Source organism: Bradyrhizobium sp. LB8.2 (genome assembly GCF_040548035.1).
Lineage (GTDB): Bacteria > Pseudomonadota > Alphaproteobacteria > Rhizobiales > Xanthobacteraceae > Bradyrhizobium.
Genome location: NZ_JBEPQV010000001.1, coordinates 125066 through 149209 on the forward strand (window position 1 = coordinate 125066; position 24144 = coordinate 149209).

19 protein-coding genes are annotated in these 24144 nt (G+C 64.5%); 10 read left to right on the top strand and 9 right to left on the bottom strand.

Annotation, left to right across the window (positions count from 1 at the left end; translation table 11 throughout):
• Nucleotides 1-157: 157 nt before the first annotated feature.
• A complete protein-coding gene (locus tag ABIB06_RS00590) occupies nt 158-814 on the bottom strand; it encodes a helix-turn-helix domain-containing protein (RefSeq protein WP_354047529.1) in 657 nt (218 codons plus the stop codon).
• Nucleotides 815-995: 181 nt separating this feature from the next.
• Between ABIB06_RS00590 and ABIB06_RS00595 the strand changes: the two genes are divergently transcribed.
• The 4 genes from ABIB06_RS00595 to ABIB06_RS00610 are packed head-to-tail and all read left to right on the top strand — an operon-like array spanning nt 996 to nt 4465.
• On the top strand, nt 996-1754 hold the full coding sequence (locus ABIB06_RS00595) for an ABC transporter substrate-binding protein (RefSeq protein ID WP_247441150.1): 759 nt from the start codon (nt 996-998) through the stop codon (nt 1752-1754).
• Nucleotides 1755-1784: 30 nt separating this feature from the next.
• A complete protein-coding gene (locus ABIB06_RS00600; RefSeq protein WP_247348947.1) occupies nt 1785-2438 on the top strand; it encodes an amino acid ABC transporter permease in 654 nt (217 codons plus the stop codon).
• On the top strand, nt 2435-3166 hold the full coding sequence (locus ABIB06_RS00605; protein WP_354047527.1) for an amino acid ABC transporter ATP-binding protein: 732 nt from the start codon (nt 2435-2437) through the stop codon (nt 3164-3166). Before ABIB06_RS00600 ends, ABIB06_RS00605 begins: the two co-directional genes overlap by 4 nt.
• Before the next feature lie 12 nt (nt 3167-3178).
• Entirely contained in the window at nt 3179-4465 is a 1287-nt protein-coding gene (locus ABIB06_RS00610; protein WP_354047525.1) for an NAD(P)/FAD-dependent oxidoreductase, read from the top strand.
• Between the two features lie 2 nt (nt 4466-4467).
• Here the strand turns inward: ABIB06_RS00610 and ABIB06_RS00615 are convergent, their stop codons facing one another.
• The 3 genes from ABIB06_RS00615 to ABIB06_RS00625 form a co-directional block, all read right to left on the bottom strand.
• The gene (locus tag ABIB06_RS00615; RefSeq protein ID WP_354047523.1) at nt 4468-6057 is read right to left on the bottom strand and encodes a gamma-glutamyltransferase; all 1590 of its coding nucleotides are present in this window, start codon (nt 6055-6057) and stop codon (nt 4468-4470) included.
• A 267-nt stretch (nt 6058-6324) separates the two neighbouring features.
• Entirely contained in the window at nt 6325-6501 is a 177-nt protein-coding gene (locus ABIB06_RS00620) for a hypothetical protein (RefSeq protein WP_354047521.1), read from the bottom strand.
• Nucleotides 6502-6510: 9 nt separating this feature from the next.
• Nucleotides 6511-6744: a DUF6894 family protein gene (locus tag ABIB06_RS00625; RefSeq protein ID WP_247348940.1), complete on the bottom strand. Its 234-nt coding sequence runs from the start codon at nt 6742-6744 to the stop codon at nt 6511-6513.
• Nucleotides 6745-6949: 205 nt separating this feature from the next.
• On the opposite strand from ABIB06_RS00625, the gene ABIB06_RS00630 reads away from it, so the two are divergent.
• From ABIB06_RS00630 to ABIB06_RS00640, 3 genes are all read left to right on the top strand, one after another.
• Nucleotides 6950-9022: a PQQ-dependent sugar dehydrogenase gene (locus tag ABIB06_RS00630; protein ID WP_354068818.1), complete on the top strand. Its 2073-nt coding sequence runs from the start codon at nt 6950-6952 to the stop codon at nt 9020-9022.
• On the top strand, nt 8979-9920 hold the full coding sequence (locus ABIB06_RS00635; protein WP_354068816.1) for an SMP-30/gluconolactonase/LRE family protein: 942 nt from the start codon (nt 8979-8981) through the stop codon (nt 9918-9920). The genes ABIB06_RS00630 and ABIB06_RS00635 overlap by 44 nt, the downstream gene beginning before the upstream one ends.
• 126 nt (nt 9921-10046) lie before the next feature.
• Nucleotides 10047-11072: a histone deacetylase family protein gene (locus ABIB06_RS00640; protein WP_354047520.1), complete on the top strand. Its 1026-nt coding sequence runs from the start codon at nt 10047-10049 to the stop codon at nt 11070-11072.
• 12 nt (nt 11073-11084) lie between these two features.
• Here the strand turns inward: ABIB06_RS00640 and ABIB06_RS00645 are convergent, their stop codons facing one another.
• Nucleotides 11085-11924, bottom strand: a complete 840-nt coding sequence (locus ABIB06_RS00645) for a Crp/Fnr family transcriptional regulator (RefSeq protein ID WP_354047519.1) — start codon at nt 11922-11924, stop codon at nt 11085-11087.
• A gap of 327 nt (nt 11925-12251) precedes the next feature.
• Here ABIB06_RS00645 and ABIB06_RS00650 point away from each other — a divergent pair, with 327 nt between their 5' ends.
• Genes ABIB06_RS00650 through ABIB06_RS00660 form a run of 3 tightly spaced genes read left to right on the top strand, consistent with a single transcriptional unit; the run spans nt 12252 to nt 15301 of the window.
• On the top strand, nt 12252-13649 hold the full coding sequence (locus ABIB06_RS00650) for an ABC transporter substrate-binding protein (protein ID WP_354047517.1): 1398 nt from the start codon (nt 12252-12254) through the stop codon (nt 13647-13649).
• A 4-nt stretch (nt 13650-13653) separates the two neighbouring features.
• Nucleotides 13654-14454: an ABC transporter permease gene (locus ABIB06_RS00655; protein WP_354047516.1), complete on the top strand. Its 801-nt coding sequence runs from the start codon at nt 13654-13656 to the stop codon at nt 14452-14454.
• Between the two features lie 13 nt (nt 14455-14467).
• Nucleotides 14468-15301, top strand: a complete 834-nt coding sequence (locus ABIB06_RS00660) for an ABC transporter ATP-binding protein (RefSeq protein WP_354047514.1) — start codon at nt 14468-14470, stop codon at nt 15299-15301.
• Between the two features lie 2 nt (nt 15302-15303).
• On the opposite strand, the gene ABIB06_RS00665 is transcribed toward ABIB06_RS00660, so the two are convergent.
• The 4 genes from ABIB06_RS00665 to ABIB06_RS00680 form a co-directional block, all read right to left on the bottom strand.
• Nucleotides 15304-16284, bottom strand: coding sequence for an LLM class flavin-dependent oxidoreductase (locus ABIB06_RS00665; RefSeq protein WP_354047512.1), 981 nt, complete (start codon nt 16282-16284; stop codon nt 15304-15306).
• Nucleotides 16281-17012 (bottom strand): 4'-phosphopantetheinyl transferase family protein, encoded by a 732-nt coding sequence (locus ABIB06_RS00670; protein ID WP_354047511.1) that lies wholly within the window; start codon nt 17010-17012, stop codon nt 16281-16283. The genes ABIB06_RS00665 and ABIB06_RS00670 overlap by 4 nt, the downstream gene beginning before the upstream one ends.
• Nucleotides 17013-17244: 232 nt before the next feature.
• Nucleotides 17245-17415, bottom strand: a complete 171-nt coding sequence (locus ABIB06_RS00675; RefSeq protein ID WP_247348931.1) for a hypothetical protein — start codon at nt 17413-17415, stop codon at nt 17245-17247.
• 142 nt (nt 17416-17557) lie between these two features.
• Nucleotides 17558-24010 (bottom strand): non-ribosomal peptide synthetase, encoded by a 6453-nt coding sequence (locus tag ABIB06_RS00680; RefSeq protein ID WP_354068814.1) that lies wholly within the window; start codon nt 24008-24010, stop codon nt 17558-17560.
• Nucleotides 24011-24144: the final 134 nt, after the last annotated feature.

Below are 24144 nucleotides of genomic sequence, written 5' to 3' on the forward strand. Positions count from 1 at the left end.
TATTCCATCCATCACCGTCACCCTGAGGTGGCCGCTTCTTCAGCGGCCCTCGAAAGGCGACGGCCCGGCTCTATCGGGGCCGTGCATCCTTCGAGGCTCGCTTTGCTCGCACCTCAGGATGACGGGACTGAGATCGTGCTCGCGGAGCGAAAAGAAACTACCCCGCCCCCGTCACGCAATTCACCCACAGCACTACGGCCTTCGCATCTTCAGCCGGATTTGAAAACCGGTGTGGCCGGCGGCTGGCGAATCTAAAACTGTCGCCCGTCTTCAGCGACCACGTCTCGCTGTCCACCGTCAGCATCATCTCGCCTTCGAGCACGAGACCGGCTTCCTCGCCGTCATGGGCGTAGAGCTCATCACCAGTGGAGCCGCCGGGCTCCAGATGCACCAGGAACAGATTGAGCTGGTTGTCGGCACTGGCCGGACTCAGCAATTGCTTCGACACGCCGGTGCGCCAGAGTTTCAGTTCGGGCCGCTGAAGCCCGCGCGTCACGATTCGGTCGGATGCACCGTCGGCGTTCGGGCTCGCGCCGAACAGCGCGGCGATGCCGACGCCGAGCACGTCGGAAAGCGTCGCCAGCACGCGCAGCGACGGCGACGACAAGCCGCGCTCGATCTGGCTGAGGAAGCCGATCGACAGGTCCGTGCGCGAAGCGATCGTCTCGAGCGAGAATTGCCGGATGCGCCTGAGATCGCGAATACGACGCCCGACCGCGACGTCCATCGCCGGCTCGGCCGCTTTGGCGATAGCCTTGGTGTTGGCTTTGGCCTTCACCTTCTTTGCCGGCTTTGCGGCGGCCGGTCTGCGCATTCTTTTGCCACCGCTCACGTCAAACCGCTTCCTTCATGTGCATGAAAACCGCTTGCATCGCTCGTAAAAGTGTGAACAAATTTTCATATTGGTGAAAATAGGCCGAAACGGCTTGGCCCGCAACGTCTGAGATTATGACACGCGCGAGCGCCGCCATCGGCCGGACCCAAAGGGGAATGCGATGAAGCGTTTTGGTCTGGCCGCGGTCGCGGCACTCGCGATTGCAGCAATGTTGCCGGCTTCGGCGCAGCAAGTGCTGAAGGTCGGCTCGACGCCGACTGGAATTCCTTTCACCTTCCTCGACACCAAGACCAATACCATCCAGGGCATCATGGTCGATCTCGTCACTGAAGTGGGCAAGGATGCCGGCTTCAACGTGCAGATCGAGCCGATGCAATTCTCGACGCTGATCCCGTCGCTGACTTCGAGCAAGATCGACATCATTGCTGCCGCGATGTTCATCACGGCGCCGCGCAAGGAAGTCGTGGACTTCTCCGACCCGATCTACACTTATGGCGAAGGCCTCGTGGTGCCGAAGAGCGACACCAAGACCTACGCCACGCAGGATGATCTGAAGGGCGAGACGGTCGGAGCCCAGGTCGGCACCGCCTTCGTCGACGCGCTGAAGAAGTCCGGCCTGTTCGCCGACGTCAAGGCCTACGATACTATCCCCGACATCCTGCGCGACGTGAACACCGGCCGCCTCAAGGCCGGCTACGCCGACTATCCGATCCTCGCCTACAATCTCAAGCAGGGCGGTTTCCCCGAGGTGCGTCTCGTCGACGGCTACAAGCCCGTCACTGTCGGTTCGGTCGGCATCGGTGTGCGCAAGGGCGAGACCGCATTGCTCGGCAAGATCAACGCCTCGCTCGCGAAGCTGAAGGCCAACGGCACCATCGACAAGATCCTCGATAAATGGGGCCTGAAGGCGCAGGGCTGATCGACAGAGCCAATCGATGAAAGCTGATCGATGAAAGGCTTCTGGCACGACGCCGCCGAATTCTTCCCCATTCTGATGAGCGGCGTCGTGCTGACGATCGTCGTCACCATCGGCTCGCTGCTGCTCTCGACGGTGCTTGGCCTCGTTTGGGCGATGATGCGGGTCTCCGGCATCCGCGTCCTGTCGATGCTCAGCGCCAGCCTGATCAATGTGATCCGCGGCATTCCGATCATCGTGCTCTTGTTCTATCTTTACTTCGTGATGCCCGATCTCGGGGTCACGCTATCCGCATTGCAGGCCGCGATTCTCGGGCTCGGCATCGCATACTCGGCCTACCAGGCCGAGAATTTCCGCGCCGGCATCGAGGCCATCGACAAAGGGCAGATCGAGGCGGCGCAGTCGATCGGCATGGGCTGGTGGCTCACCATGCGCCGCGTGGTGCTGCCGCAGGCGGTGCGCATCGTGCTGCCGCCTTACGGCAACGTCATGATCATGATGCTGAAGGATTCGTCGCAGGCCTCGACCATCACGGTCGCCGAGCTCGCGCTGCAAGGCAAGCTGATTGCGTCCTCGACCTTCAAGAACACCAACGTGTTCACCCTTGTTGCGTTGATGTATCTCACCATGAGTATTCCGCTGATCCTGCTGGTCCGTCACTTCGAGAAACGGGCCGGCAAGAAATGATCGAGCTTACCGACGTCCACAAGAGTTTTGGCGAGAACGAGGTGCTCAAGGGCATCACGGCGTCGGTGCAGAAGGGCGAGGTGGTCTGCATCGTCGGTCCGTCCGGCTCCGGCAAGTCCACCATCTTGCGCTGTATCAACGGGCTCGAAAGCTACGACCGCGGCGAGATCAGCGTCGAGGGATTGAAGGTCGACCGCGACGCGCCGTCGATCGTGAAAATCCGCACCCAGGTCTCGATGGTGTTCCAGCGCTTCAATTTGTTTCCGCACCGGACGGTGCTGGAGAACGTCATCGAAGGTCCGCTCTATGTGAAGAAGGAGCCGCGTGCGCAGGCACTCGAGCGCGGCCGTGCCCTGCTGGTGCAAGTGGGCCTTGCCGAGAAAGCCAACGAACATCCCCCGCAGCTCTCCGGCGGCCAGCAGCAACGCGTCGCGATTGCGCGGGCGCTGGCGATGCAGCCCAAGGCCATCCTGTTCGACGAGCCGACCTCGGCGCTCGATCCTGAATTGGTCGGCGACGTTCTCGGCGTGATGCGCAAGCTCGCCGACGACGGCATGACCATGGTCGTCGTCACCCATGAGATGGGCTTTGCCCGCGACGTCGCCGACCGCGTGCTGTTCATCGACGGCGGCGTCATCGTCGAGCAGGGGCCGGCCAAGGTGCTGCTCAATCAACCCCAGCATCCGCGCACGCAGGACTTTTTGCGCCGCGTGCTGCATCCGCTCTGACCGGTCTTCGCCATGAATGCGCGCCTGCCTCTGCCGCCCTCGCTCTATGCCGACACTGCCGTCGCGCCGGTTGCCACGCCGCCGCTCGACGTCGACAAGACGGTCTCGGTCGCCATCATTGGCGGTGGCTACACCGGTCTGTCCACCGCGTTGCATCTGGCGGAGCAGGGTCTCGAGGCACTGGTGCTGGAGGCGCAGGAGCCGGGCTGGGGCGCCTCCGGCAATAACGGTGGCCACACCAATCCCGGTCTGAAGCACGACCCCGATCAGATCGAGGCCGATTTCGGCGTTGAGCTTGGCCGCCGCATGATCGATTTCTCCTACGGCACGACGAATTTCACCCACGATTTGATCCGCCGTTACCAGATCCCGTGCGAGGCGCGGCAGAACGGCACGCTGCGCGCGGCCTATAACGAGGCCAGCGCCGCTGCAATCGAGACAACCGCGCAGCAGTGCATCAGCCGGGGCATGCCGGTGTCGTACCTGAATCGCGAGCAGTTGCGCGAGATGACCGGTACCGATCGCTACATTGGCGCCATGCTGGACACCCGCGGCGGCGATCTGCATCCGCTCAGCTATGCCCGCGGGCTTGCGCGCGCCGCGATCTCGGCTGGCGCGAAGGTCCATGGTGAGACACCGGCGCTGTCGCTGCGCCGTGAGGGCAGCCGCTGGCGTATCGAAACGCCGCATGCGGTGGCGCATGCCGACAAGGTGCTGCTCGCGACCAACGGTTTCACCGACGATCTCTGGCCGGCGCTCCGCCGCACCATCGTGCCGGTGTTTTCCTCGATCGCCGCCACCGCTCCGCTTTCGGATGAGGTCGCGCGTTCGATCATGCCGACGCGTCCCGTCCTCTACGAGAGCGGCCACATCACCGTCTATTACCGCATCGATCAGCAGAATCGGCTGTTGATGGGCGGCCGTGGCCCGATGCGCTGGATCAGCTCGCCCACCGACGTCGCCTATCTCATGCGCTACGCCGAGCGGTTATGGCCGCAGCTCAAGGGCGTGGCCTGGACCCACGGCTGGAACAGCCGGCTCGCCATCACCGGGGATCATTACCCGCATGTGCACGAGCCGGCGGCCAACGTCCTGATCTCGCTCGGCTGCAATGGTCGCGGCGTCGCGCTCTCGACCGCGATGGGCGCGCAGCTCGCGCGCCGCCTGATCGGCGGCGCCAAGGCCGAGATCGACATGCCCGTCACCGGCATCAAGCCGATTCCGATGCACGCGTTCTGGCCTGTGGGCGTGACGACCGCGGTAATCGCGGGCCGGGTGCGCGACCGGCTGGGGATCTAAGCTCAGCCTTCCGCCACTGCATCGGCCCAGGGCTGGAAAATCTCGACCGCGCCAAAATTCGTGTCGCCGTCGCGCATTACCACGCTCGGGCAGGCGAATTTTTGCGGCAATGACTGCAGCCGCGCTTCTTCGTAGTCGAAGCGCGCCGCGAGCGTCTCGCGTATGTCCGCCGGCAGTCTGATATCGCCGATCACGATCGCGCCTTCGCTGGCGTCGATGCGCGGCTGATGGATGGCGGTATCGAGGTCCATGCCAAAATCCATCGCAAAGGACACGAGCTGCATCACCGAGGGCAGAATGCGGCGACCGCCGGAAGCGCCGACCGCGAGCCGCTTGCCGTCTTTGGTCTCGGCGATGACGGGCGTGTAGTTGGTGAGGCAGCGCTTGCCTGATACGAGCGAGTTGGTGGTGCCCGGCGTCGGGTCGAACCACATGATGCCGTTGTTCATGGCGATGCCACTGTGCGGCGTCACGTATTTCGAGCCGAAGGATGACAGCAGCGTCTGCGTCACCGCCGCCATGTTGCCGTGGCGGTCGACCACGGAGAAATGAGTGGTGCAGGCGGGTGCCAGATATTCCGCGCCGAGCGAGCGCTTGCCGTCGGCATCGCCCATGTCCTTGAGCCGCTCGCGATAGGCCGATTGCAGGGCCACGGCATATTCGGCATAGGCGGCCGCATCCGGCGCGCTCGCCGGCTCCAAATTCTGTTGCAACAGGCGCAGCGCATGAGCCATCGTCGGTCCGGCCGTGAGCTCGGGCGTCGCAAACACCTTGCCGCCGCGATAGGGAATCGCCAGCGGCTCGCGCAGATGGGCCCGGAACGCGGCGAGGTCCTCTACCGACAGTGAGCCACCGTCGGCCTTGATGTCGGAAGCGATGCTTTTGGCCAGGCCGCCCTCGTAGAAATCGCGCGGACCGGCGGCTGCGAGATGCGATAACGTCGCCTTCAGCGTGTCCAGCGGCAGTCGCGTCTCGGACTTGATGCCCCACGGCGCGCTCGGTGGCAGGCCGTCCTTCAGAAATGTTGCCGCGCTCGCGGGATAGCGTCGAAGGTCCGCCGCCGATGCCGTGATCATCAGCGTGGTCCACCAATCGACCAGCAGGCCTTCGCCGGCGAGGGCCGCTGCCGGCGCGACCAGATCTTTCCACGGCAGGGTGGCGTGGCGGCGATGCGCCTCCTCCATGCCGGCGACGACGCCGGGCACGGCAATCGCGCCGGGACCATGGATGTTGCGGTCGTCCTTCACCCGCTGCCAAGGGAACAGATCGGAGGCCGCGCCTTCGCCGCTGAGCGGATAGTCGGCGGTGCGCAGGCTTTGCGGCGCGCACATGCCGTAGTCGATCACCTCATAGCGATTTTCCGCGGCGCGGTAGAGCACCATCGCGCCGCCGCCGCCCATGCCGCTGTTCCAGGGCTCCAGCACGTTGAGCGCGAAGGTGGTCGCGACGATCGCGTCCACGCAATCTCCGCCGGCAGCCAGCACTTGTGCCCCCACTTCGGCCGCCCGCCGGGATTGCGAGGCGACGATGCCGCCTTTGGATGTGACGGCGGGCTTGCGGACGGTTTGGGCGCGGCTGAACTGGTGCGGCATGATGATGTCTGTGTGTCTTGGCTTGAATTGTCTGGGCTTCGTTGCGCTGAGCTCCGCAACTGGCGGAGTGCGTGGACAATGACACATCACCCCCAACGAGAACATCGAAAGGGAGGCGCGACATGGCTGGTGTGAAGCAGGCGGGGGAGACGCCAAGACGCGAATGGCCGGGGCATAGGCGAGCGGAAGCGACGCCGTCCTTCGGACGGCTATGCCCGGGCATGACCAATTGAGAGACCGGTCAGTGGGGAGCAGAAGCCGCAGCGCTCAGCGGGCGCGATCCAGCCGGCTGGCCTGATACTTGGCGTGCCATTTCGGGCCGGGCCCGCGCATGTAGTGAAGCTCGGGGCGGTAGGGATTGCCCGCGACCCGGATCAACGTCTGCCATTTGGCGGCGACGAAGTTCAGGGGCTGGCGGAGCAGGCTCAATGACGGGAGCAACATGGCATCACCTCAGTGCGGCTTGCCGAGCATGGCAGTGAAGGGGAGGTCGAAGATCTCCTCGCCGTCGTCGCCGCTGATATGGATCACCCAGTCACGCCAGTCCTCAGTGCCGGGCGTCAGGATCATCGAGCGCATGATCTGAGCGGCACGGTCGCGGGCCTCGTTCAGATTGGCGACGGGGGTGCCGTACCGATCGACCAGCGTGCCTTCGGCATTGGAACAATGGAAATACATCTGAACCATACACGCCTCCTCGGAAAGCGATTGGGACGGCAAAGCAATACCACCCGAAGCATTCGCGAAACATTCGGGCCGAGCCCGGTAAGGGAAACTACGGAGATTGGTCGGGACGAAAACCCCTGCGGGTTTGATCACAAGGGGGTGTTGATCAACTGGACGGCGTTGCCGCGGCATGGAACAACTTTGGACGGAAAGTCCGGGAGGCGCCGTGAACTACCTCACATTCTGGCGTCAACGCCGAAGCCTGCGCGCATGCGCGGCCGCCTTGGTGGTCCTCCTGACCCTCGCCTCGGTAGGCTCATCAGAACCGGTCCGCATGAGCGGCTATGCGATCGGTCCGGAGACCTGCGGCAGCGCCGATCTCGCTTTTCCAAAAATCCAGATCGACATGAAGGCGGGATTTTGCGCCGGTCTCGTCGCCAGCGAGGAGGATCGGCTGAAATTCCCGCGCTCGATTATCCAGGTACCGGGCCGTGACCTGTTCGTGGTCGCCGACATGGCGGGCTGGGGCCACACCGATGGCCGGCTGCTGCTGCTCGACCCGCATGCACCCCAAGGCCAGCGGTTCAGGGAATTGCTGACCGGTGTTGAGTATCCGTTCGGCCTCGTGATCGGCCCGGACAAGAAGCTCTATGCCTCGACCGCCGAGACGATCTTCCGGTTCGATCCGCTCGCGGACAATCCGCGCGACACGGTCGAGACCGTCATCCGTCACATGCCGGGTCGCCGGATCACATTGCCCGACGGCACCAGGCTCGACGAGAGCGCGCATCCGTTCAAGCAGTTTGTGTTCGACAGGAACGGCCGGTTGTTCGTCAATGTCGGCTCGCACAGCGACGACTGCATCACGCTGGCGCCGATCACAAAGCCTTGCGCAGCGGCCGAGGGTGCTTCCGCGATGGCATCGATCTGGCTGTTCACGCCGCCCCCGGGCGGCGTCTTCCCGGCGTTGAAGCCTGGCGATACCGACCCGCCGCACAGCGTCTATGCGCGTGGCCTGCGCAACTCGATGGCGCTGGCACTGCACCCGAACTTTCCCGATGCCGGCTATGCCTTCCTGCAAGCCGAGAACGGCCGCGACCTGCCTGACGTCTTCAAGCCGAACGAGGAGATCAACGCGATCGAGCAGGGCCGGCACTATGGCTGGCCCTATTGCTACGATTTGTCGACGCCGAGCCCCGAGTTCAGGATCGTATTGCAGTCGGGGGTCTACAGATCGCTGTGCACCGCCAACGCTCTCTACAAGGCGCCGTTCTCGCTGCTGCCGCCGCACGGCGCGCCGCTCGCGATGCTCTATTATCACGGCGCGAAATTTCCGGAGCTCGAGGGCAAGCTGCTGGTCGGCCTGCATGGCTATCGTCCGACCGGCAGCCGTGTCCTCGTCTACGATGTTGACGACCACGGCTTCCCGAAGCCCGCCCCGGCGCCGGTGCGTTACCACGTCAGCTGTGCGGCCGATCCGACCCACAGCTTTCAGACCGAGGCCGGCGACGTCGCCGCCGCGCCGTTCGAGGAACTGATCGCCGGCTGGCACCGCGTCAATGGCGCGCGGCCGCAGGGCGCCCCGGTCGGCATGACGGTCGCTGAAGACGGCGCAATCTGGCTGGTCGAGAACACGAACCAGACCGTGATCCGGATCGACCGTGCCGCGGGTGATGCGACGCCGCCGCTGCCCTGCGATATGCGCAGCCAGGCGCTGATCGATCAACTCGCGAACTTCGTTGCCGGGGACGCGCAGAACGGTGTCCGCCTCACGACGTTGCGCAAGGGCCTCGTCGAGAAGCACTGCGTTGGCTGTCACTCGGATTTCGGGCTGAAGCCCGGCCAATCGGACGCACAGAAGGACGCGACGGTGCTTCGCTTCATGCTGTCGCAGGACGGCTGGATCTATCCGGGTGATCCCGATTCCGGCAAGCTGCGCACGCGGCTTCGTGGGTTAGGCGCGGAGAAGCTGATGCCCCCGGGCGGGGAAAAATTGCCGAAGACCGAGCCCGGCTATGCGGGCCTGCGCGACACGGCGGATCTGCTGGTGGCGAAAATGGTTCCGGGCACCCGGATGCGGATCAAGTCCGGCCCGCCGCAGCGCAAGTTCTTTGGGAAAACGAACAAGGAATGCGGCGAAATACCGGCCGCCAAGGTCGTCGTCGTGACACAAAGGAACGTTGTAGACAAACCCGGCTTCAGCCGCTTCTTTCGGCCGGCCGATCCCTATCTGAATGGCGAGTGCAGCGACGACGATGGCTATTACATCCGGCAGGAATTTCTGGTGCCTGTGCAGTAGCGTTGTTCTCGTCCTTGCGACGGCACCGGCCCGGGCGGAAACAAAGCTGTTCGAAAGCGTGCAAGTGACGCCACCGGGCGAATACACCTTCGGCATCGAAGGGCCGGCCGCCGACCTCGACGGCAATCTCTTCGTCGTCAATTTTGGCAAGCCCGGCACCATCGGCAAGCTGCCCGCGGGCGGGGCGACGTCGGAGCCGTTCACGGTGCTGCCCGAGGGCAGCGTCGGCAACGCCATCCGCTTCGCGCGCGACGGCACCATGTTCATCGCCGACTACAAGAAGCACAACATCTTCGCGATCCCGAAGGGATCAACCAACCCCGCGATCTGGTTTCATTCCGACGAGATGAACCAGCCCAACGACATCACGATCGCCCGCGACGGCACGATCTATGCGAGCGATCCGAACTGGAAGGGCAGGGAAGGTCACATCTGGCGTATTGCGAAAGCTGCCGACGGAACGGTGCAGGGACAGGTCATGTCGGCGCCGCGCGCGATGGGCACCACCAACGGCATCGATCTCAGCCCTGATGGCAAGACGCTCTATGTCGGCGAATCCAGCAACGGCCAAATCTGGTCCTACACCATCAGCGGCAACGAGCTGACAGGCGCAAAACTCGTCAAGGCGTTTCAGCCCGACACCGTCGATGGTTTGCGCACCGACATGGCCGGCCGCCTCTATGTCGCGCGTATTCTCAAGGGCACGATCACGTTGATGAAGGCCAACGGCGCGGTCGAGCGGGAGATCGCGTTGAGGGCCAAGGAGCCGACCAACCTCGCCTTCGGCGGCAGCGACGGGAAGACCGTCTTCGTCACCCAGCGTCAGGGCGGCTTCGTCGAGTCCTTCCGCACCGACCAGCAGGGCCGCGAGCACTGTCTTCAGCGCGGGCGCTGCTGAGCATCAGAGGCGATCTGCTTCCGGCGCAGGGCGGTGCGACGGGGGCGGCATTCTTCTTGCTTGCGTCTGGCCGCCGCAGGGATTTAGACCACTGTGGCACCATCAAAGCGACCACGGAGTGTCTGAGTGAAAGCCGTCCATACCGAACTGCATCGCAGCCACGATCCGCAATTCTTCCTGGTCCGCGGTGTCGTCAAGCGCACCACCGAGCAGCCTGAACGTGCCGACCGCCTGCTCAAGGGGCTGAAGGACGGCAAGCACCAGCTGGTCGAACCGACCACATTCGGGCAGGGGCCCCGCGCGCGCATTCACAGCCCGGAATATCTGTCGTTCCTGAGCGAAGCCTGGGAGGCCTGGACCGCGCTCGGCGATTCCGGTCCGGAGATGATCGGCAACATCCATCCGGTGCGCCATGCCGCGACTTATCCCACTCACATCATAGGCCGGCTCGGCTGGCACACCGCCGACACCGCGGCGCCAATCGGGGCGGGCACATGGGCTGCGGCCTGCGCAGCCACCGACGTCGCGGTCACCGCGGCACAGATGGTGCTGGACGGCGAGGATGCGACCTATGCTCTCTGCCGTCCGCCCGGCCATCACGCCTATCGCGACATGGCCGGCGGCTTCTGCTTCCTCAACAACAGCGCGGTCGCGGCGGCGCATCTGCGGCAGAGGCACGAGCGTGTCGTGATCCTCGACGTCGACGTCCATCACGGCAACGGCACGCAAGGCATCTTCTACGCGCGGCCCGATGTCTACACGGTCTCGATCCATGCCGATCCCGTCGCGTATTATCCTTACGTGTGGGGCTACGCCCATGAGCGCGGTGAAGGTCCCGGCCTCGGTACCAACCTCAATATCCCCCTGGCGATCGGCACCGGCGACGACGGTTACATCCAGGCCATGGACGTCGCGCGCAAGGCGATCGAATCCTTTGCGCCCGGCGCCCTCGTCATCGCGCTTGGCCTCGACGCCTCCGAGCACGATCCACTGAAGGGATTGGCCGTCACCACGCCCGGCTTCCGCCGCATCGGCCAGGCCATCGCGAAGATGGGCCTGCCGACCGTGTTCGTGCAGGAGGGCGGCTATCTCTCGGATATTCTGGGCGCCAATCTGACTTCGGTATTGGCGGGATTCGAAGAGGCGCGGTGAGGGGGCAGCCCTCTAATCCCTGAACAAAATCTGCTCCAGCAGATCGATCCGCTTGATCCGGATGCTGCTGCCGTCGATGGCGATGATGCGGCGGTTCTGGAAGCGCTTCAGCATCATCGTGACCCATTGCCGGGTCGAGCCGACCATGGCCGCGATCTGGTCATGGGTGATCTTGCGGTTGATGACGATGCTGTCGCCATCGGCAACGCCATGAAGCTCCGACAAAGTGAGCAGGAACTGCGCCAGCCGTTCGATCACCGAGCGCGTGCCGAGGATCTGCGCCATCGAGGAGTAGCACTTGCCCTTGGCAATCAGGCCGTCGATCAGCGCCAGCGCGAAGCTCGGCATGTCGGTCAACAACTTCTCGAGCGCAGGGCCGGAGAGTGCCGTGATCTCACAGGCCTCGATCGCAATGCCGGACCACATGTGAATGCCGCCGCCAGAAATCTCCGGACCGCCGATGAAATGTCCAGGCGTCCAGTAGGCGAGTGTGATTTCGCGCCCCGACGGCGCTGTATAGTAGACCCGCACCTGACCGCCGCGGATGATGAAGATGCCGTCGTGGCCGTCGCCCTGGCTGAATACCATCCCGCCCTGGGGCACCGTGATCGTGCGGCCGGCCGCGTGAACGCGCGATTGCTCGAGCGGCGACAAACGGCCGAGGAAATGCGCACCAGCATTCAATCCGTCGATTGTCTCGCTCATGAACAGCGCCGAACTCGCCGTCTTCGCACGTGTGCCGCGGACGGCATGCGTCTTCTCGCGGTCGGTCCAGTCGAACTGAACGCCTGGGTGAGGCTGGTCGGTGAAAGCGGCAGGCTCGATCGCGGCAGCTTCCTTGAGTATGGTCATCGCAATCCGTTTAGGTCTCAGAGGTCTTGCGAACAGGTAAGAGCGGCGGTGGTGCGATGTCCATCTCTTTGCGATCGTTCCAAATCACTTAGCAAAGCTTGATACGCGCGACGATCGACCGCGAAACGTTTCCTCTGCCGATGGCTTTGTCTTGAGAAAATCCTTTGCGCCGCTGCATGACGAAATCACGACGTGAGCGGTCTGCGACAGCGATGCAAGTAATTGCTTCAACCCTGGCGCCACGCCTTCGATAGTCCCAGCTCGCGTCGCCGCCGGCATGGGCCGGCCTCCGAGGACAGTTTGATGATCGATTTGAGCTCTGTGAGAATGAGTGCAGCCGTCATGGCCATCACCGTCGCCATGTTGGGTCCGTCGCAGGCCGAGACGATCCGGGTGGCGGTCGGCACGCAGGATACGACCATCAACTGCGCGACCGGCGGGCTGCTCATTCGCGAGCTGAAGCTGCTGGAGAAATTCCTACCCCGTGACGGCAAGTACAAGGATGTGGCCTACGACATCCAGTGGAAGAACTTTACCAGCGGCGCGCCGCTCACCAACGAGATGGTCGCAGGCAAGCTTGATTTCGGCGCGATGGCGGATTTTCCAGGATCGCTGAACGGCGTTGCGTTCCAGAAGGCGGGGCGCCGCAGCCTCTTCATCAGCGTGCTGTCCGGCAGCACCAAGGGCAGCGGCAACGGAATCGTGGTGCCGTTAAATTCGCCGGTGCAGTCGCTCGACGAGCTCAAAGGCAAGACCATCTCCGTACCCTTTGCCTCGACCTCGCACGGCATGTTGCTCCGCGCCATCGAGGCCAAGGGCTGGAATCCCGAGACCGATGTCAACATCATCACGCAGGCGCCCGAAGTTGCAGGGCCGGCCTTGCAGACCGGCAAGATCGAGGCGCATGCCGATTTCGTCCCGTTCGCCGAACTGTTTCCGTGGCGCGGTTTTGCGCGCAAGATTTTTGACGGCGCGCAGGCAAACGCGCCGACGTTCCACGGCGGACTGGTCGACGCCGACTATGCCGAAAAATACCCGGAGATCGTCGTCGCCTATTTACGCGCTGCGCTCGAGGCGGATCGCCTGATCGCGGAGGAACCAGAAAAGTACAGTGAGCTGATCGCGAAGGTGACCGGCATTGACGCCGAGGTCGACTATCTCTTCCACGGCCCGCTCGGTCTTCAGACCCGCGACGTGACCTGGAAGCCGGAATACCGCCAGGCAGTCGCAACCTCGATCAAGACGCTGAAGCTGCTCAAGCGGGCGGATAGCGATCTCGATATTGACCAGTTCGTCACGGACAAGTTCATCCGCGTGGCGGCCGCTCAAGCGGGGCGGGATTACGACTCCGAGCTGAAGAACTATGCGCAGCTTCCGCTTCGGGCCAAGGACGCGGCGACGGGCGCCGAGATCGGCGACATCACCCGCGCTGCGCAGATCTGGGTCAGGGATGAGGCTCATGTGCGCCATTACGCGTCGCCCGAGAACGCACTCAAGGCGCTCGCCGGCCTTGAGAAGGACGGCAAGACCGTCCGCGTCGTCTACGCTCAGGATCGTGAGAGCGGCATCAAGCTGTTCGCACACCAGGCCTGGTTCGTGCGATCGTCCAGCGGCGAGCTGAGCGCGTTCCTGCTCAAGGACGCGGCCGAACGCTGGTCGAAGCAGCATGGCGGCGCGGTGCTCGACTTCACGGCGGCGCGTGAGTCGCTCATTGCGAGCCGGTGAAGCGATGGCCATCGTAATCCAGGCGCGGCCTGCTGGCATCCGATGGGTGATCCGCGGCCTGTCGATCCTTGCCTGCATCGCCCTGTGGCAGGTCGCTTCGACGACCCACCTCAATCTGGGGATCGTCACCTTCCGCAACGTGCCGCCGCCGGTCGAGGTCGTTCAATCCGCCGTCGCCTTGTTTCGGTCGCCAAAACTGACAGCGCATATCTCCAATAGTCTCTGGCGCGTGTTAGCGGGCTACGGTGCGGCGGTGGTGATCGGCGTGATCCTGGGTTTTGCGATTGGCCGGTCGCGCGCCGCGAGCGACCTGTTGCTGCCGCCGCTCGAATTGCTGCGGCCGATACCGGCGGTGGCGTGGATACCGCTCTCGATCCTGATGTTCCCGTCGTCCGAACTGTCGATGATCTACATTACCTTCATCGGTGCCCTGTTTCCGATCGTGCTGAACACGGTCCATGGTGTTGCGAATGTCGACCGCCGGCTGGTCGCCTCCGCCCGGAGCCTCGGTGCAGGCGGTTTTGCGATTCTCACGGAAGTGGTGTTGCCGGACGCCGCGCCGAGCATCGTCACCGGGCTTGCGATCGGTATGGGGACGTCGTGGTTCTGTCTCGTCACCGCGGAGATGATCTCCGGTCAGTTCGGGATCGGCTATTACACCTGGGAGGCTTACACGCTGCAGAATTATGCCGACATCATCGTCGGCATGCTGATCATTGGCCTGCTCGGCATGGGCTCCAGCTGGCTGCTGACGACCGCCGGGCGGCTTCTGATGCCCTGGCGCAGCTCAAGAGTTAGACGATGAAAGGCGCGGCGCGATGAACATTCGGGTCGCGGATGTCGACGCGAAGAGCGTCGGTCGCATCGACATTGCTGATGTCTCGATCTCGCTCGGCGAAGGCAGCGATGCGTTCGAGGCGGTGAGTGGTCTCGACTTTGCCATCGCGCCGGGCGAGCTCGTCTGCATCCTCGGTCCCTCCGGCTGCGGCAAGTCCACGCTGCTCGGCGCACTGGCCGGACATCTGCCGATTACGGCCGGCCGACTCGCGATCGATGGGCAGAAGGTCCAGGGACCGAGTCCGGACCGTGGCATGGTGTTTCAACAGCACACGCTGTTTCCCTGGAAGCGGGTGCGCGACAATGTCGCCTTCGGCCCGAAGATGCGGGGCCTGGCGAGAAGAGAGCGCGACCGCGCCGCCGACACCATCCTGAAGCTGGTCGGCCTTTCCGGCTTCGAGGCGTTCTATCCGGCGCAACTGTCGGGCGGCATGCAGCAGCGCGTCGAAATCGCGCGGGTCCTGATCAACCAGCCGCGGGTGCTGCTGATGGACGAACCTTTCAGTGCGCTGGACGCGCAGACGCGCGCCATGATGCAGGAGGTCCTGCTCGACATCTGGGGCAAGATCCCGACCACCACGGTCTTCGTCACCCATGATATCGACGAGGCATTGTTCCTCGCCGATCGCATCGTTGTGATGAGTGCGAGGCCCGGCCGGGTGATTGAGGATGTCGTGCTGCCTTTCGCGCGGCCACGCAGCCACGATCTTGTGACCGAGCCCGAGTTCGTGCGCCTGAAGCGGCATGTCATGCAGCTTCTACGGCGGCCGGAAGGCAGCGAGCCGTTGGCACGGCTCAGTCCGCTCGGCGTCTGACCTCAAAACATCCCGCTCGCCGCGAGCGCCTTGCAGACGTGCTGCATCTCGGTCTCGTCTGCGACCATGTCGAGCATGATCGTGGTCAGCCCCTTCGCCGCAAACTCCTTCAGCTTCGCGCCGATCTCGGCGTAGCTGCCGACGAGATAGGGGCAATCGGCCTGGAAGGTCAGGAACGGCAGCAGCCAGTAGCCATTGTCCGCGAGCTCGCCGCTCTGGCCCTCGAACAGGCGCCGCTTCCACACGGAATCGCTGTTCGCCACGGTGAGCGCGAGCAACTCACGATCGTCGGGGTTGTCGCGGAAACGCACCTTCGCCGCTTGCCGGGCTTCGTCGCGTCCCTCGCGCGCAAAAATTCCAAAATTCATGCCTGATACATCGAGGCCGCCTTCGAGATCGGGCGGCAGCATCTGCATCTTGATGCAGCCGGTCTCCTTCGCCACGCGCTGTGCCGGCCCGGACTGGCCGGCGACCAGAAATTCCGGCATCAGCTCCGGCGGCAGGCGCGGCCGCAGTTGCAGATTGCTTGCGCGGTAGAACCGGCCCTCGAAAGTCGCTGGCCGCGGGCTTGCCAGCAATTGGCGCATCAGCGCGACGAATTCGCCGAGCCGGACATAGCGGTCGGCATGCGACTGCTCGTCGCCCAGCCCCTGCAGATCGCTGACCGCGGTGCCCGTGATCATGTTGAGATAGACCTTGCGGCCATGGAGTTGCGCAAAGGACGAGACGAATTTCGCCGCCGTGAACGGGTGCATGTAGACCGGATTGACCGCGATCAGCGGCGAAGACCGCGTCGTTTCTGCCATGATGTGCTGGGCCATCGCCCAGGGCTCGACGAACACGTCGTTGCCTTCGAACAGAAGGATGCCTTCAAAGCCGTTGCGGTCGGCAAACTGGGCCACGCGCATCAGCTCGCCGACATATTTCTCGGGATCGCGGTTGCGCGAAATCGCGGGAAAGACGCGCAGCCGCGGCGGCGTCATTCAGCCGCTTCCTGGATCGGCCAGGCATTGCGGGTGATGGGCAGGCCGCCGGTGGCGCGGGAGCCGTCGGCGATCGCGAGGCGATGCGAGGGCGACGGCGAGAATAGCTGGAATCGCCACCCCTGCGGATCGTCGGCGATATCGGGCTTGAAGCTGATCTCGATCGCCTCTCGCGACACCTGCATCGCGAAAGCGTCGAGCGGCAAATTGAGGCCGAAACCCCTGGCCTTCAAATAAGCCTCCTTGAGCGTCCAGTAGTCGAAGAAGCGCTCGATCGCGGCGGGCTCCGGAAGTCCACGCAGGGTTTCGACTTCTTCCGGCGCGAAGAACCGAAGCGCGGTGGACAGCGGCGCGACGCGCCGTGACACGGTCTCGACGTCGACGCCGACGGTCTCATGCCCTGACACGACGCAGGCAACGCAGCCATCGGCATGGGACAGGCTGAAATGCAGCGCGCTCGAGATCTTGGGCGATGCGACAAACGGCCTTCCGTAACGCCCGGCCGCAAATGACCAGTCGGTGGGCGCGACATTCGGCGCGACGTGCGAGAGCGCAAGCCGCAACATCGCGTGCGCGAAAACATACTGCCGCCGGTGCCGTTCGAACTTGAAGCGGTCGGCTCGTACCCGTTCGTCGACCGAGAGCAAACGCCGGCACGTATCGACCGCACCCGGCGCGTCAAAAGTCTCGATCAGTTCGACAAACAGTTCAATCCTGTCGTCTGCCATCAATTGGGCCCATGGCGTCAGGCCGGGGCCAAATCCCCTGCCATGACGGAAGAATCAACTGAGCAAGAATCAACTGAGCGGACCGCTTCTAGCGGTCCACTCGGGCGAATCCTTGTCGATTGCTGGTCGGTTTACGGGCGCAAGCTTGTGCGAGACCCCAACTCGGCAAGCGAGCGGCCCATTTCCGAAACTGAAGCCTGAAGATTTCGAGCGGCGTCCGGGCCGCCGAGCCTTACTTCTTCTTCTTCTTGGCCTTCTTGGAGCTGCCGAGCATCGAAATGCTGGCGTCGACGTCCTTCAGCGCGGACTGCAGCTTCTTCTTCTCGGCGCCGAGCAGCTTCTGCAGGGCCTTGCGGTCCTTGTCGCTCAACGAGGCGCCCTTGGTAAATTTGATGAAACCCATAACTAACGCTCCCGGTTGAAAATAATCGTCCAAATCAAAACGCGAGAATAATCTTGCGCGGTGGCGCCAAATAATCAAGATGCAACTTGGTCATTCACAGCTATGGCGAGTGAACCCGTATTCGCCCGTGCTTTGCGGCCGGTCATGCCGCCCTGCGATTGAGCAATCGGCCGAGCGGCGCGGTGGGTTGAGCGACGGCGGCCCCGAGCAGTGCCACGAGATCCTCCATCCACAGGCCGACCGTAGCGCCATCGAGCAGCTCGCTCTTGTAATTGCATGAACCGGTGATTCCGGTCGGCCGCTCCTTGAGCATCAGCGACAGCCAGGTCTGGTCGATCGGCAGCACCGGCTGGCCTTCGCGCGCGATGTTGCCGATCGACCCCGCCGTGAGATCGGGCAGATCGAGCGGCTGGCGCAGCGGATTTTGCAGCGTGAAATAGACCTGGAGCAGCGAGGCCGGATTGACCCCCTCCTGCTCCAGATGATCGGCCAGGATGTTGAACGGCAGCTCCTGGCGCGCATACGCATCGAGCACACTCTGACGGACCCGGGCCAGGGCCTGCACGAACGACAGCTCCGGCGTGATTTTGGTGCGAACGATCACCGTGTTCTCGAACGGACCGACGATCCGGTCGGTGTCCGGCTGGGCGCGATTGGCCATGGCGGTGGCGATCGAGATGTCGTTGTGGCCGGTCCGCGCCAGCAGCAGGGCTTTCAGGCCGGTCAGCAGGCACATGAACAGTGTGCAATTGTGCTGGCCGGCGAACGCGGTGAGCCGGCCGATCAGCTCACGTTCGAGACTGACCGGACGGTGTCCCGTGGACGCGCCCGGGCTTGATCCCCCGTCGAAAACGGGTGTCGCCCCGCGCAAATTCTCCGTCCATTCGGCCGCCTGACGGCGGGCGGCATCGGTGCCGCACCACCAGTGCTGCCAGCGCACGACGTTCGAAAAGGCCGGCGGCAGTTTCGGCAGCGGCACCGACGGATAGCCGGCCAGCGCCGCATAGCGGTGGGACAATTCCTCGAACAGCACGCCGATCGACCAGCCGTCGACGATTGCGTGGTGCAGCGTCAGCAGCAACACATGATCGCCGTCGTGGAGCCGCAACAGCCGGGCGCGCAGCAGCGGCGCGCGCGTGGTGTCGATCGGGGCATAGGTCTCCTGTTCGATCAGGAGATCGATCTTGCGGAGCTCCAGCGCCTTGCGCCGCTTGTTGTTGTGGGGCTGACCATCGCCGATCGTCTCGACAGTCAGAACGCGGCCGAAGGTGCCGGGCGCGGCGATGCGGCTGACGGGCTCCCCGCCGCTCCAGCCGAAACTGGTTCGCAGCGATTCGTGCCGGTGCACGACATCGTCGATCGCCTGCACCAGGCCGGCCAGATTGAGCGGCCCCTGGAGACGAAAGGCGAAAGGCAGGTTGAACAGCGGCAGTCTGGGAAGATTCTGCTCGATCCGGAGCATCTGGTCCTGCGCGATCGAGAGCGCGGGAGGGCCGCTTTCGGCCAGGCTCGCTCTCGCCAATCTTGCTGCGCTTGCAGCCGGCTTGCGCGGCTTTGCCGCCGCGGCCTCGTCGATCCGCCGGGCAAGCTCTTCGATCGTCGGTGCCTCGAAGATGGTCTTGATCGGCAGCGACACGCCGAGGGCACGGGCGACGCGCGCCATCGCCTGGCCCGCCAGCAGCGAATGGCCGCCGAGGTCGAAGAAATTGTCGGTGACGCCGAGGCTCTCGACCTTCAGCAGGTCGATCCAGATGTCGGACAGCACCTTTTCGGTGAAGCCCCGCGCCGGCACGGCCGCATCAGGTTCGGGCGCTTCCTGCTGCGCCGGCGCCAGCAGCGCGGTCCGGTCGATTTTGCCATGGGCGTTGAGCGGTACCCGATCCAGGAACAGGAAGGCGGACGGGATGGCATGGCCCTGCAGCCGGCTCTTCAGGAATTCGCGCAGCTCGCCGGCGCTGCTCCGGCTGCCGGACCTTGCGACGACATGGGCGATAAGCCTGACATCGCCGCTTGTTTCGCGACGCGGCTCGACGATGCCGGCGCGCACACTCGGATGGTCGGCAAGCGCGTTCTCGATCTCCTTGAGCTCGATACGGTAGCCGCGAACCTTGACCTGATGGTCGGCGCGGCCGAGGCATTCGATCGTGCCGTCGGCGCGGCGGCGGGCTAGGTCGCCGGTCCGGTACAGCCGGCTGCTTGCTTTGCGCGAGAACGGATCGGGCAGGAAGCGCTGCCGGTTCTGTGCGGGGTCGTTGACATAGCCGCGGCCGACACCGGCGCCGCCGATGCAGAGCTCGCCGGTCACGCCGACCGGTTGCGGCTGCAGGCCTGCGTCGAGCACGTAGAGCTGGGTGTTCGGCAGCGGCGCGCCGACCGGGACATTGCCCGTCGTGGTCGCCGGCGGCTTGGTCAGGCGATGCAGCGAGACGTCGTCGGAACATTCCGACGCGCCATAGGCATTGATCAGCGGCACTTTCGGACAGCGCGCGAACCAGGCCTTGCAGAGATCGACCGGCAGCGGCTCGCCGGTCGAGATCAGGAGGCGCAGCCTCGCAAAGGCGCGTCGGATCGGTGCCTCGTCCATGCGATCGAGGATCACGCGCAGCAGCGATGGGACGATCTCGAGCACCGTGATGCCCTCGCGCTCGATCTCCCGCGCGAGCAAAATCGGGTCCCGCACGGTCGCGCTGCCGCAGACATGAACGCGCGCGCCGACCATGGGCCCCGCGAGGAACTGCCACACCGAGATGACAAAGCTCTGCGGCGCGGTCTGCGCGATCACGTCCCGGAACGAGAGGCCGAGCTCGGAGATGAGCGAGGCCAGATGGTTCGAAAGCCCGCGCTGCTCGATCATGATGCCCTTCGGCGCGCCGGAGGATCCGGAAGTATAGATGAGATAGGCGAGGCTGGAAGCCGTGCGCCGCGCCGCGCGGGCTGGCTTGGTCACCCCTGGCGTGATCGCGTCTTCGAGCGCGGCAACCTGGATGCGCTCGACCAGCGGTTCGAGCAGCGCCTCGACCATGGATGACTGCGCGCGTCCGGTCAGCAGCATGCGGGCACAGCTCGATCCGAGGATGGTCGCGAGCCGTGCCGGCGACTGGTCGGGATCAAGATTGAGGAAGGCCGCGCCCACCCGCCGCACGGCGATCATCGCGGCGAGCAGGTCGGGCCCGCGATCCGCAAGCAAGGCGACCACGGCCTCGGCACCGACGCCCTCCCGGGCCAGCCAGCGCGCGGCCGCCTGGCTGCGGCGCGCCAACTCGCGATAACTCAGGGATGTGCTGCCGTCCGACACCGCGATCGCGTTCGGCGTTTTCCTGGCCTGACGGTCGAAGCGTTCGCTTAGGTTGTCGCGCGTGGTGACATTGGCCGGCACGCCGCGGCCTTGCGCCAGCAGCTGCCGGCGTTCCGCCGCGGTCAGGAGTGGCAGGTGCGAGATGCGCTGCTCCGGATTGGCGATGACGGATTTGAGCAGAGTCTTGAACTGAGCGGCCATGCCCTCGATCGTCGCTGCGTCGAACAGATCGGTGGCGTATTCGAAGAATCCGGTGAAACGGCCGGCGGCCTCGACCAGTTCGAGCGTGATGTCGAATCGTGCCACCTTTGGATCGATCTCGATCCGCCGCGTCGACAGGCCGGAGAAACGTGCCGCCTCGATCGATGCGTTCTGGAGGATGAACATGATCCGGAACAGCGGATTGCCGTCGCTCCGGCGCGCGATCTGAAGCGCGCGCAGGACTTCCTCGATCGCAAGGTCCTGGTTGCGGTAGGCATCGAGCGTGACCTGCCGCACCCGTCGCAACATGTCGCCGAAGCTCGGATCGCCGCCAAAATCGTTGCGCAGGATCAGGGTGTTTGCCAACAGCCCGATCAGCCGCTCGCTCTCGATCTGGTTACGGTTGGCGATCAGCGATCCCGTCGCGACATCCTCGTGTCCGGTGTGGCGGAACAGTAGGCACTGGAACACCGCGAGCAGGGTCATGAAGGGCGTGACGCCCTGGTTCTGGCTCAGCGCACGCAGGTCGGCCGACAGAGTCCTGGAGAACTCGAGATAGCGACGGGCACCGTGTCCGCTCCAGACCTCCGGCCTTGGCCGGTCGGTCCGCAGTGGCAGCGTGGTGACGCCGTCGAGCTGCGCCCGCCAGTAATCGAGTTGCTCCTTGGCGGCAGGCGTCTGCGCCCAGCTCTGCTGCCAGAGCGCAAAGTCGCGATACTGGAAGGCGGGCGAAGGCAGTGCCGCCACGTCGTTCTTGCGCGCGGCCGTATAATGGGCGGCGAGTTCTTCCCAGAACAGCCGCTGCGACCAGCCGTCGGTGACGAGGTGATGGACGTTGACCACCAGCGCGTGGCTGCTTTTGTCGAACGACAGCAGCGTGACCTTCAGCGGCGGCTCGCGCGCAAGGTCGAACGGATATTGCGCGAGCTTGAGGGCCTCGCGCCTGATCACAGCGGCTCGCTTGTCGGCGGGGCAGGGCTTGAGCTTGATCCGCTCGAACCGCGGCGCCGATTGCAGCACCAGCTGCGCCGGCTCACCCTCGCGTTCGACGAAGACCGACCGCAGTGCCTCATTGCGCGCAGCGACCGCAGTGAGGGCAGCAGAAAGCGCGGCGACGTCGACCTGGCCCTTGAGGAGCGCGACTTCGACGACGTTATAATTGTAGCGCGTTGGGTCGAGCCGCGAGAGCACGTACATCCGCTGCTGCTGGAACGACAGCGGCGCGTCTGTTTCCGCGGCTTTGCGCCAGGCCGACAGCATCGTCTCGCGATGGGTTGTGGCGGTCTCGACCCGGGCCGCCAGGGCTGAGACCGTGGCGCAATCAAAGATGTCCTCGAACGAGAAATCGACGTTGAAACGTTCGCGCAGGCGCGAGCGCATCTGTGTGGCCGCGAGCGAGTCCGCGCCGAGCGCAAACACGTCCTGATCGACGCCGATCTGCGGCAGCTCCAGCAGCCCGGCCCAAATCCCCGCGAGCTGGGTCTCCAGTTCGGTTCGTGGCAGCCGCGTCTCGTCGCCGCCGTCCACTGTCACGACCAGCTGGGCGAGCGCATTGCGCTTGACCTTGCCACTGGCGCCTTTCGGCAGCGTGGCGACGCTGCGGATCAGGCTCGGCACCTTGTAGGCCGCGAGTCGTTTCCGCGCGAACTGGCGCAACTGATCCGAGGTCGCCTCGGAATTCGGCCGAAGCACCACGACCGCGGCGACATTCTCGCCGAGCTTCTGGTGCGGGACGGCAAACACGCCGGCCTCCAGCACCGCGGGATGACTGAGCAGGACCTCTTCCACCTCCAGCGGCGAGATCTTCTGCCCGCCGCGGTTGATGACGTCCTTGATACGGCCAACGATGAAGAGATAGCCGTCGGCGTCGAGATAGCCGAGATCGCCGGTCCGGAACCAGCCGTTGCGGAAGGCCGCCTGTGTTGCCGCCTCGTCATTATAGTAGCCGCGGCTCATATTCGGTCCGCGAAGCATGATTTCGCCGTGCTCGCCGCTCGCGAGCGTACGGCCAGTCTCATCCATGATCGCGATCTCGGGGCCCGCGGTGCGGCCGACCGATCCGGCCTTGCGCAGTTCGAACGGATTGGCCGCGATCTGCGAGGCCGCCTCCGTCATGCCGTAGGTTTCGAGCACGGGAACGCCGAACGTCGCCTCCAGCCCGTCGAGGATCGCAGGCGCAAGCGAGGCGGAGGCCGAGCGGATCACGCGCAACGACGACGATCGGGCAAGGTCCGGGTTCGCTTCCGCCGCCGTCAGCAGCGCGCGATGGATGGTCGGCACCGCCGTGTACCAGGTGGGTTGCAGCTGCCGCATCGAGCCGAAGAAGGAGGATGCGTCGAAACCGTCGGTGCAGATCACGCTGGAGCCCGCGGCCAACGCCGTCAGCAGACCGGAAATCAGACCATGGGCGTGAAACAGAGGTAGCGCGTTGAGCAGGCGATCGTGCGACGTCAGCGACAGCACGCGGCCGGCGTTGTAAGCGGAGAGGCACACATTGCGGTGCGTCAGCGGCACCATCTTCGGCCGCGCTGCCGTGCCCGATGTCAGCAGGATGAACGCGTCGTCGTCGCCGCGCGAGGTGCCGCTGTTGTTTGCCGGCCCAACCTCCGGTCCGACGAACGTGCAGCCGCCGAGATCGTCTTGCGGCCCCGGCATGAAATCGATCACAGCGATATCGAGCGCTTTCGCGACGTCACGGCTCGCCGAGTTCGTATCAGCCCGTGTGATCAGCGCCGTCAACTTCAATTCGCTGAAATAGCGTTGCAGCTCGTCCGCCGTCAGGTCGGGATTGACAGGAATGCAGGCGCAGCTCGAGGCGACCGCGATCAGGGCCAGTGCGCTGTCGGCGCCACGCGGCAGCGCAACCGCGACCCGGTCGGAAGGGACTATGCCGAGCCCGCGCAGCGTACGGACGAGATCCTGCGTCCGGTCGCGAATCGCGCCGTAGTTGAGGACCGGCCGCCCAGGGGCAAGGAGGGCCGGCGCCGCCGGCGTCTTGCGGGCATGGAAATCGAGAAGGCCGCCGATATCCGCGAATATCTTCGTTTCGGCCGTTGTGCTGGCTGACCCCTGCGGCGCTGGGAGCGTGACGTCCGACAATTCCGTTCCCTTTTGATCCGATTGGGCTATTCTTCCAAGAAGTAAGGGAACGCGTCCAGTCTGAGGTGAAGTTTTGGCCCCAAAATCTGTGGTTGAGGGGCCCTAAGCGCTTCGACGGAGTGATGGTCGGGCAG

Bases quoted from the DNA above. Each gene is read 5' to 3' on its own strand.
- ABIB06_RS00590 (WP_354047529.1), bottom strand. From the start codon at position 814: ATGCGCAGACCGGCCGCCGCAAAGCCGGCAAAGAAGGTGAAGGCCAAA.
- ABIB06_RS00595 (WP_247441150.1), top strand. From the start codon at position 996: ATGAAGCGTTTTGGTCTGGCCGCGGTCGCGGCACTCGCGATTGCAGCA.
- ABIB06_RS00600 (WP_247348947.1), top strand. From the start codon at position 1,785: ATGAAAGGCTTCTGGCACGACGCCGCCGAATTCTTCCCCATTCTGATG.
- ABIB06_RS00605 (WP_354047527.1), top strand. From the start codon at position 2,435: ATGATCGAGCTTACCGACGTCCACAAGAGTTTTGGCGAGAACGAGGTG.
- ABIB06_RS00610 (WP_354047525.1), top strand. From the start codon at position 3,179: ATGAATGCGCGCCTGCCTCTGCCGCCCTCGCTCTATGCCGACACTGCC.
- ABIB06_RS00615 (WP_354047523.1), bottom strand. From the start codon at position 6,057: ATGCCGCACCAGTTCAGCCGCGCCCAAACCGTCCGCAAGCCCGCCGTC.
- ABIB06_RS00620 (WP_354047521.1), bottom strand. From the start codon at position 6,501: ATGTTGCTCCCGTCATTGAGCCTGCTCCGCCAGCCCCTGAACTTCGTC.
- ABIB06_RS00625 (WP_247348940.1), bottom strand. From the start codon at position 6,744: ATGGTTCAGATGTATTTCCATTGTTCCAATGCCGAAGGCACGCTGGTC.
- ABIB06_RS00635 (WP_354068816.1), top strand. From the start codon at position 8,979: ATGGCTATTACATCCGGCAGGAATTTCTGGTGCCTGTGCAGTAGCGTT.
- ABIB06_RS00645 (WP_354047519.1), bottom strand. From the start codon at position 11,924: ATGACCATACTCAAGGAAGCTGCCGCGATCGAGCCTGCCGCTTTCACC.
- ABIB06_RS00650 (WP_354047517.1), top strand. From the start codon at position 12,252: ATGAGTGCAGCCGTCATGGCCATCACCGTCGCCATGTTGGGTCCGTCG.
- ABIB06_RS00655 (WP_354047516.1), top strand. From the start codon at position 13,654: ATGGCCATCGTAATCCAGGCGCGGCCTGCTGGCATCCGATGGGTGATC.
- ABIB06_RS00660 (WP_354047514.1), top strand. From the start codon at position 14,468: ATGAACATTCGGGTCGCGGATGTCGACGCGAAGAGCGTCGGTCGCATC.
- ABIB06_RS00665 (WP_354047512.1), bottom strand. From the start codon at position 16,284: ATGACGCCGCCGCGGCTGCGCGTCTTTCCCGCGATTTCGCGCAACCGC.
- ABIB06_RS00670 (WP_354047511.1), bottom strand. From the start codon at position 17,012: ATGGCAGACGACAGGATTGAACTGTTTGTCGAACTGATCGAGACTTTT.
- ABIB06_RS00675 (WP_247348931.1), bottom strand. From the start codon at position 17,415: ATGGGTTTCATCAAATTTACCAAGGGCGCCTCGTTGAGCGACAAGGAC.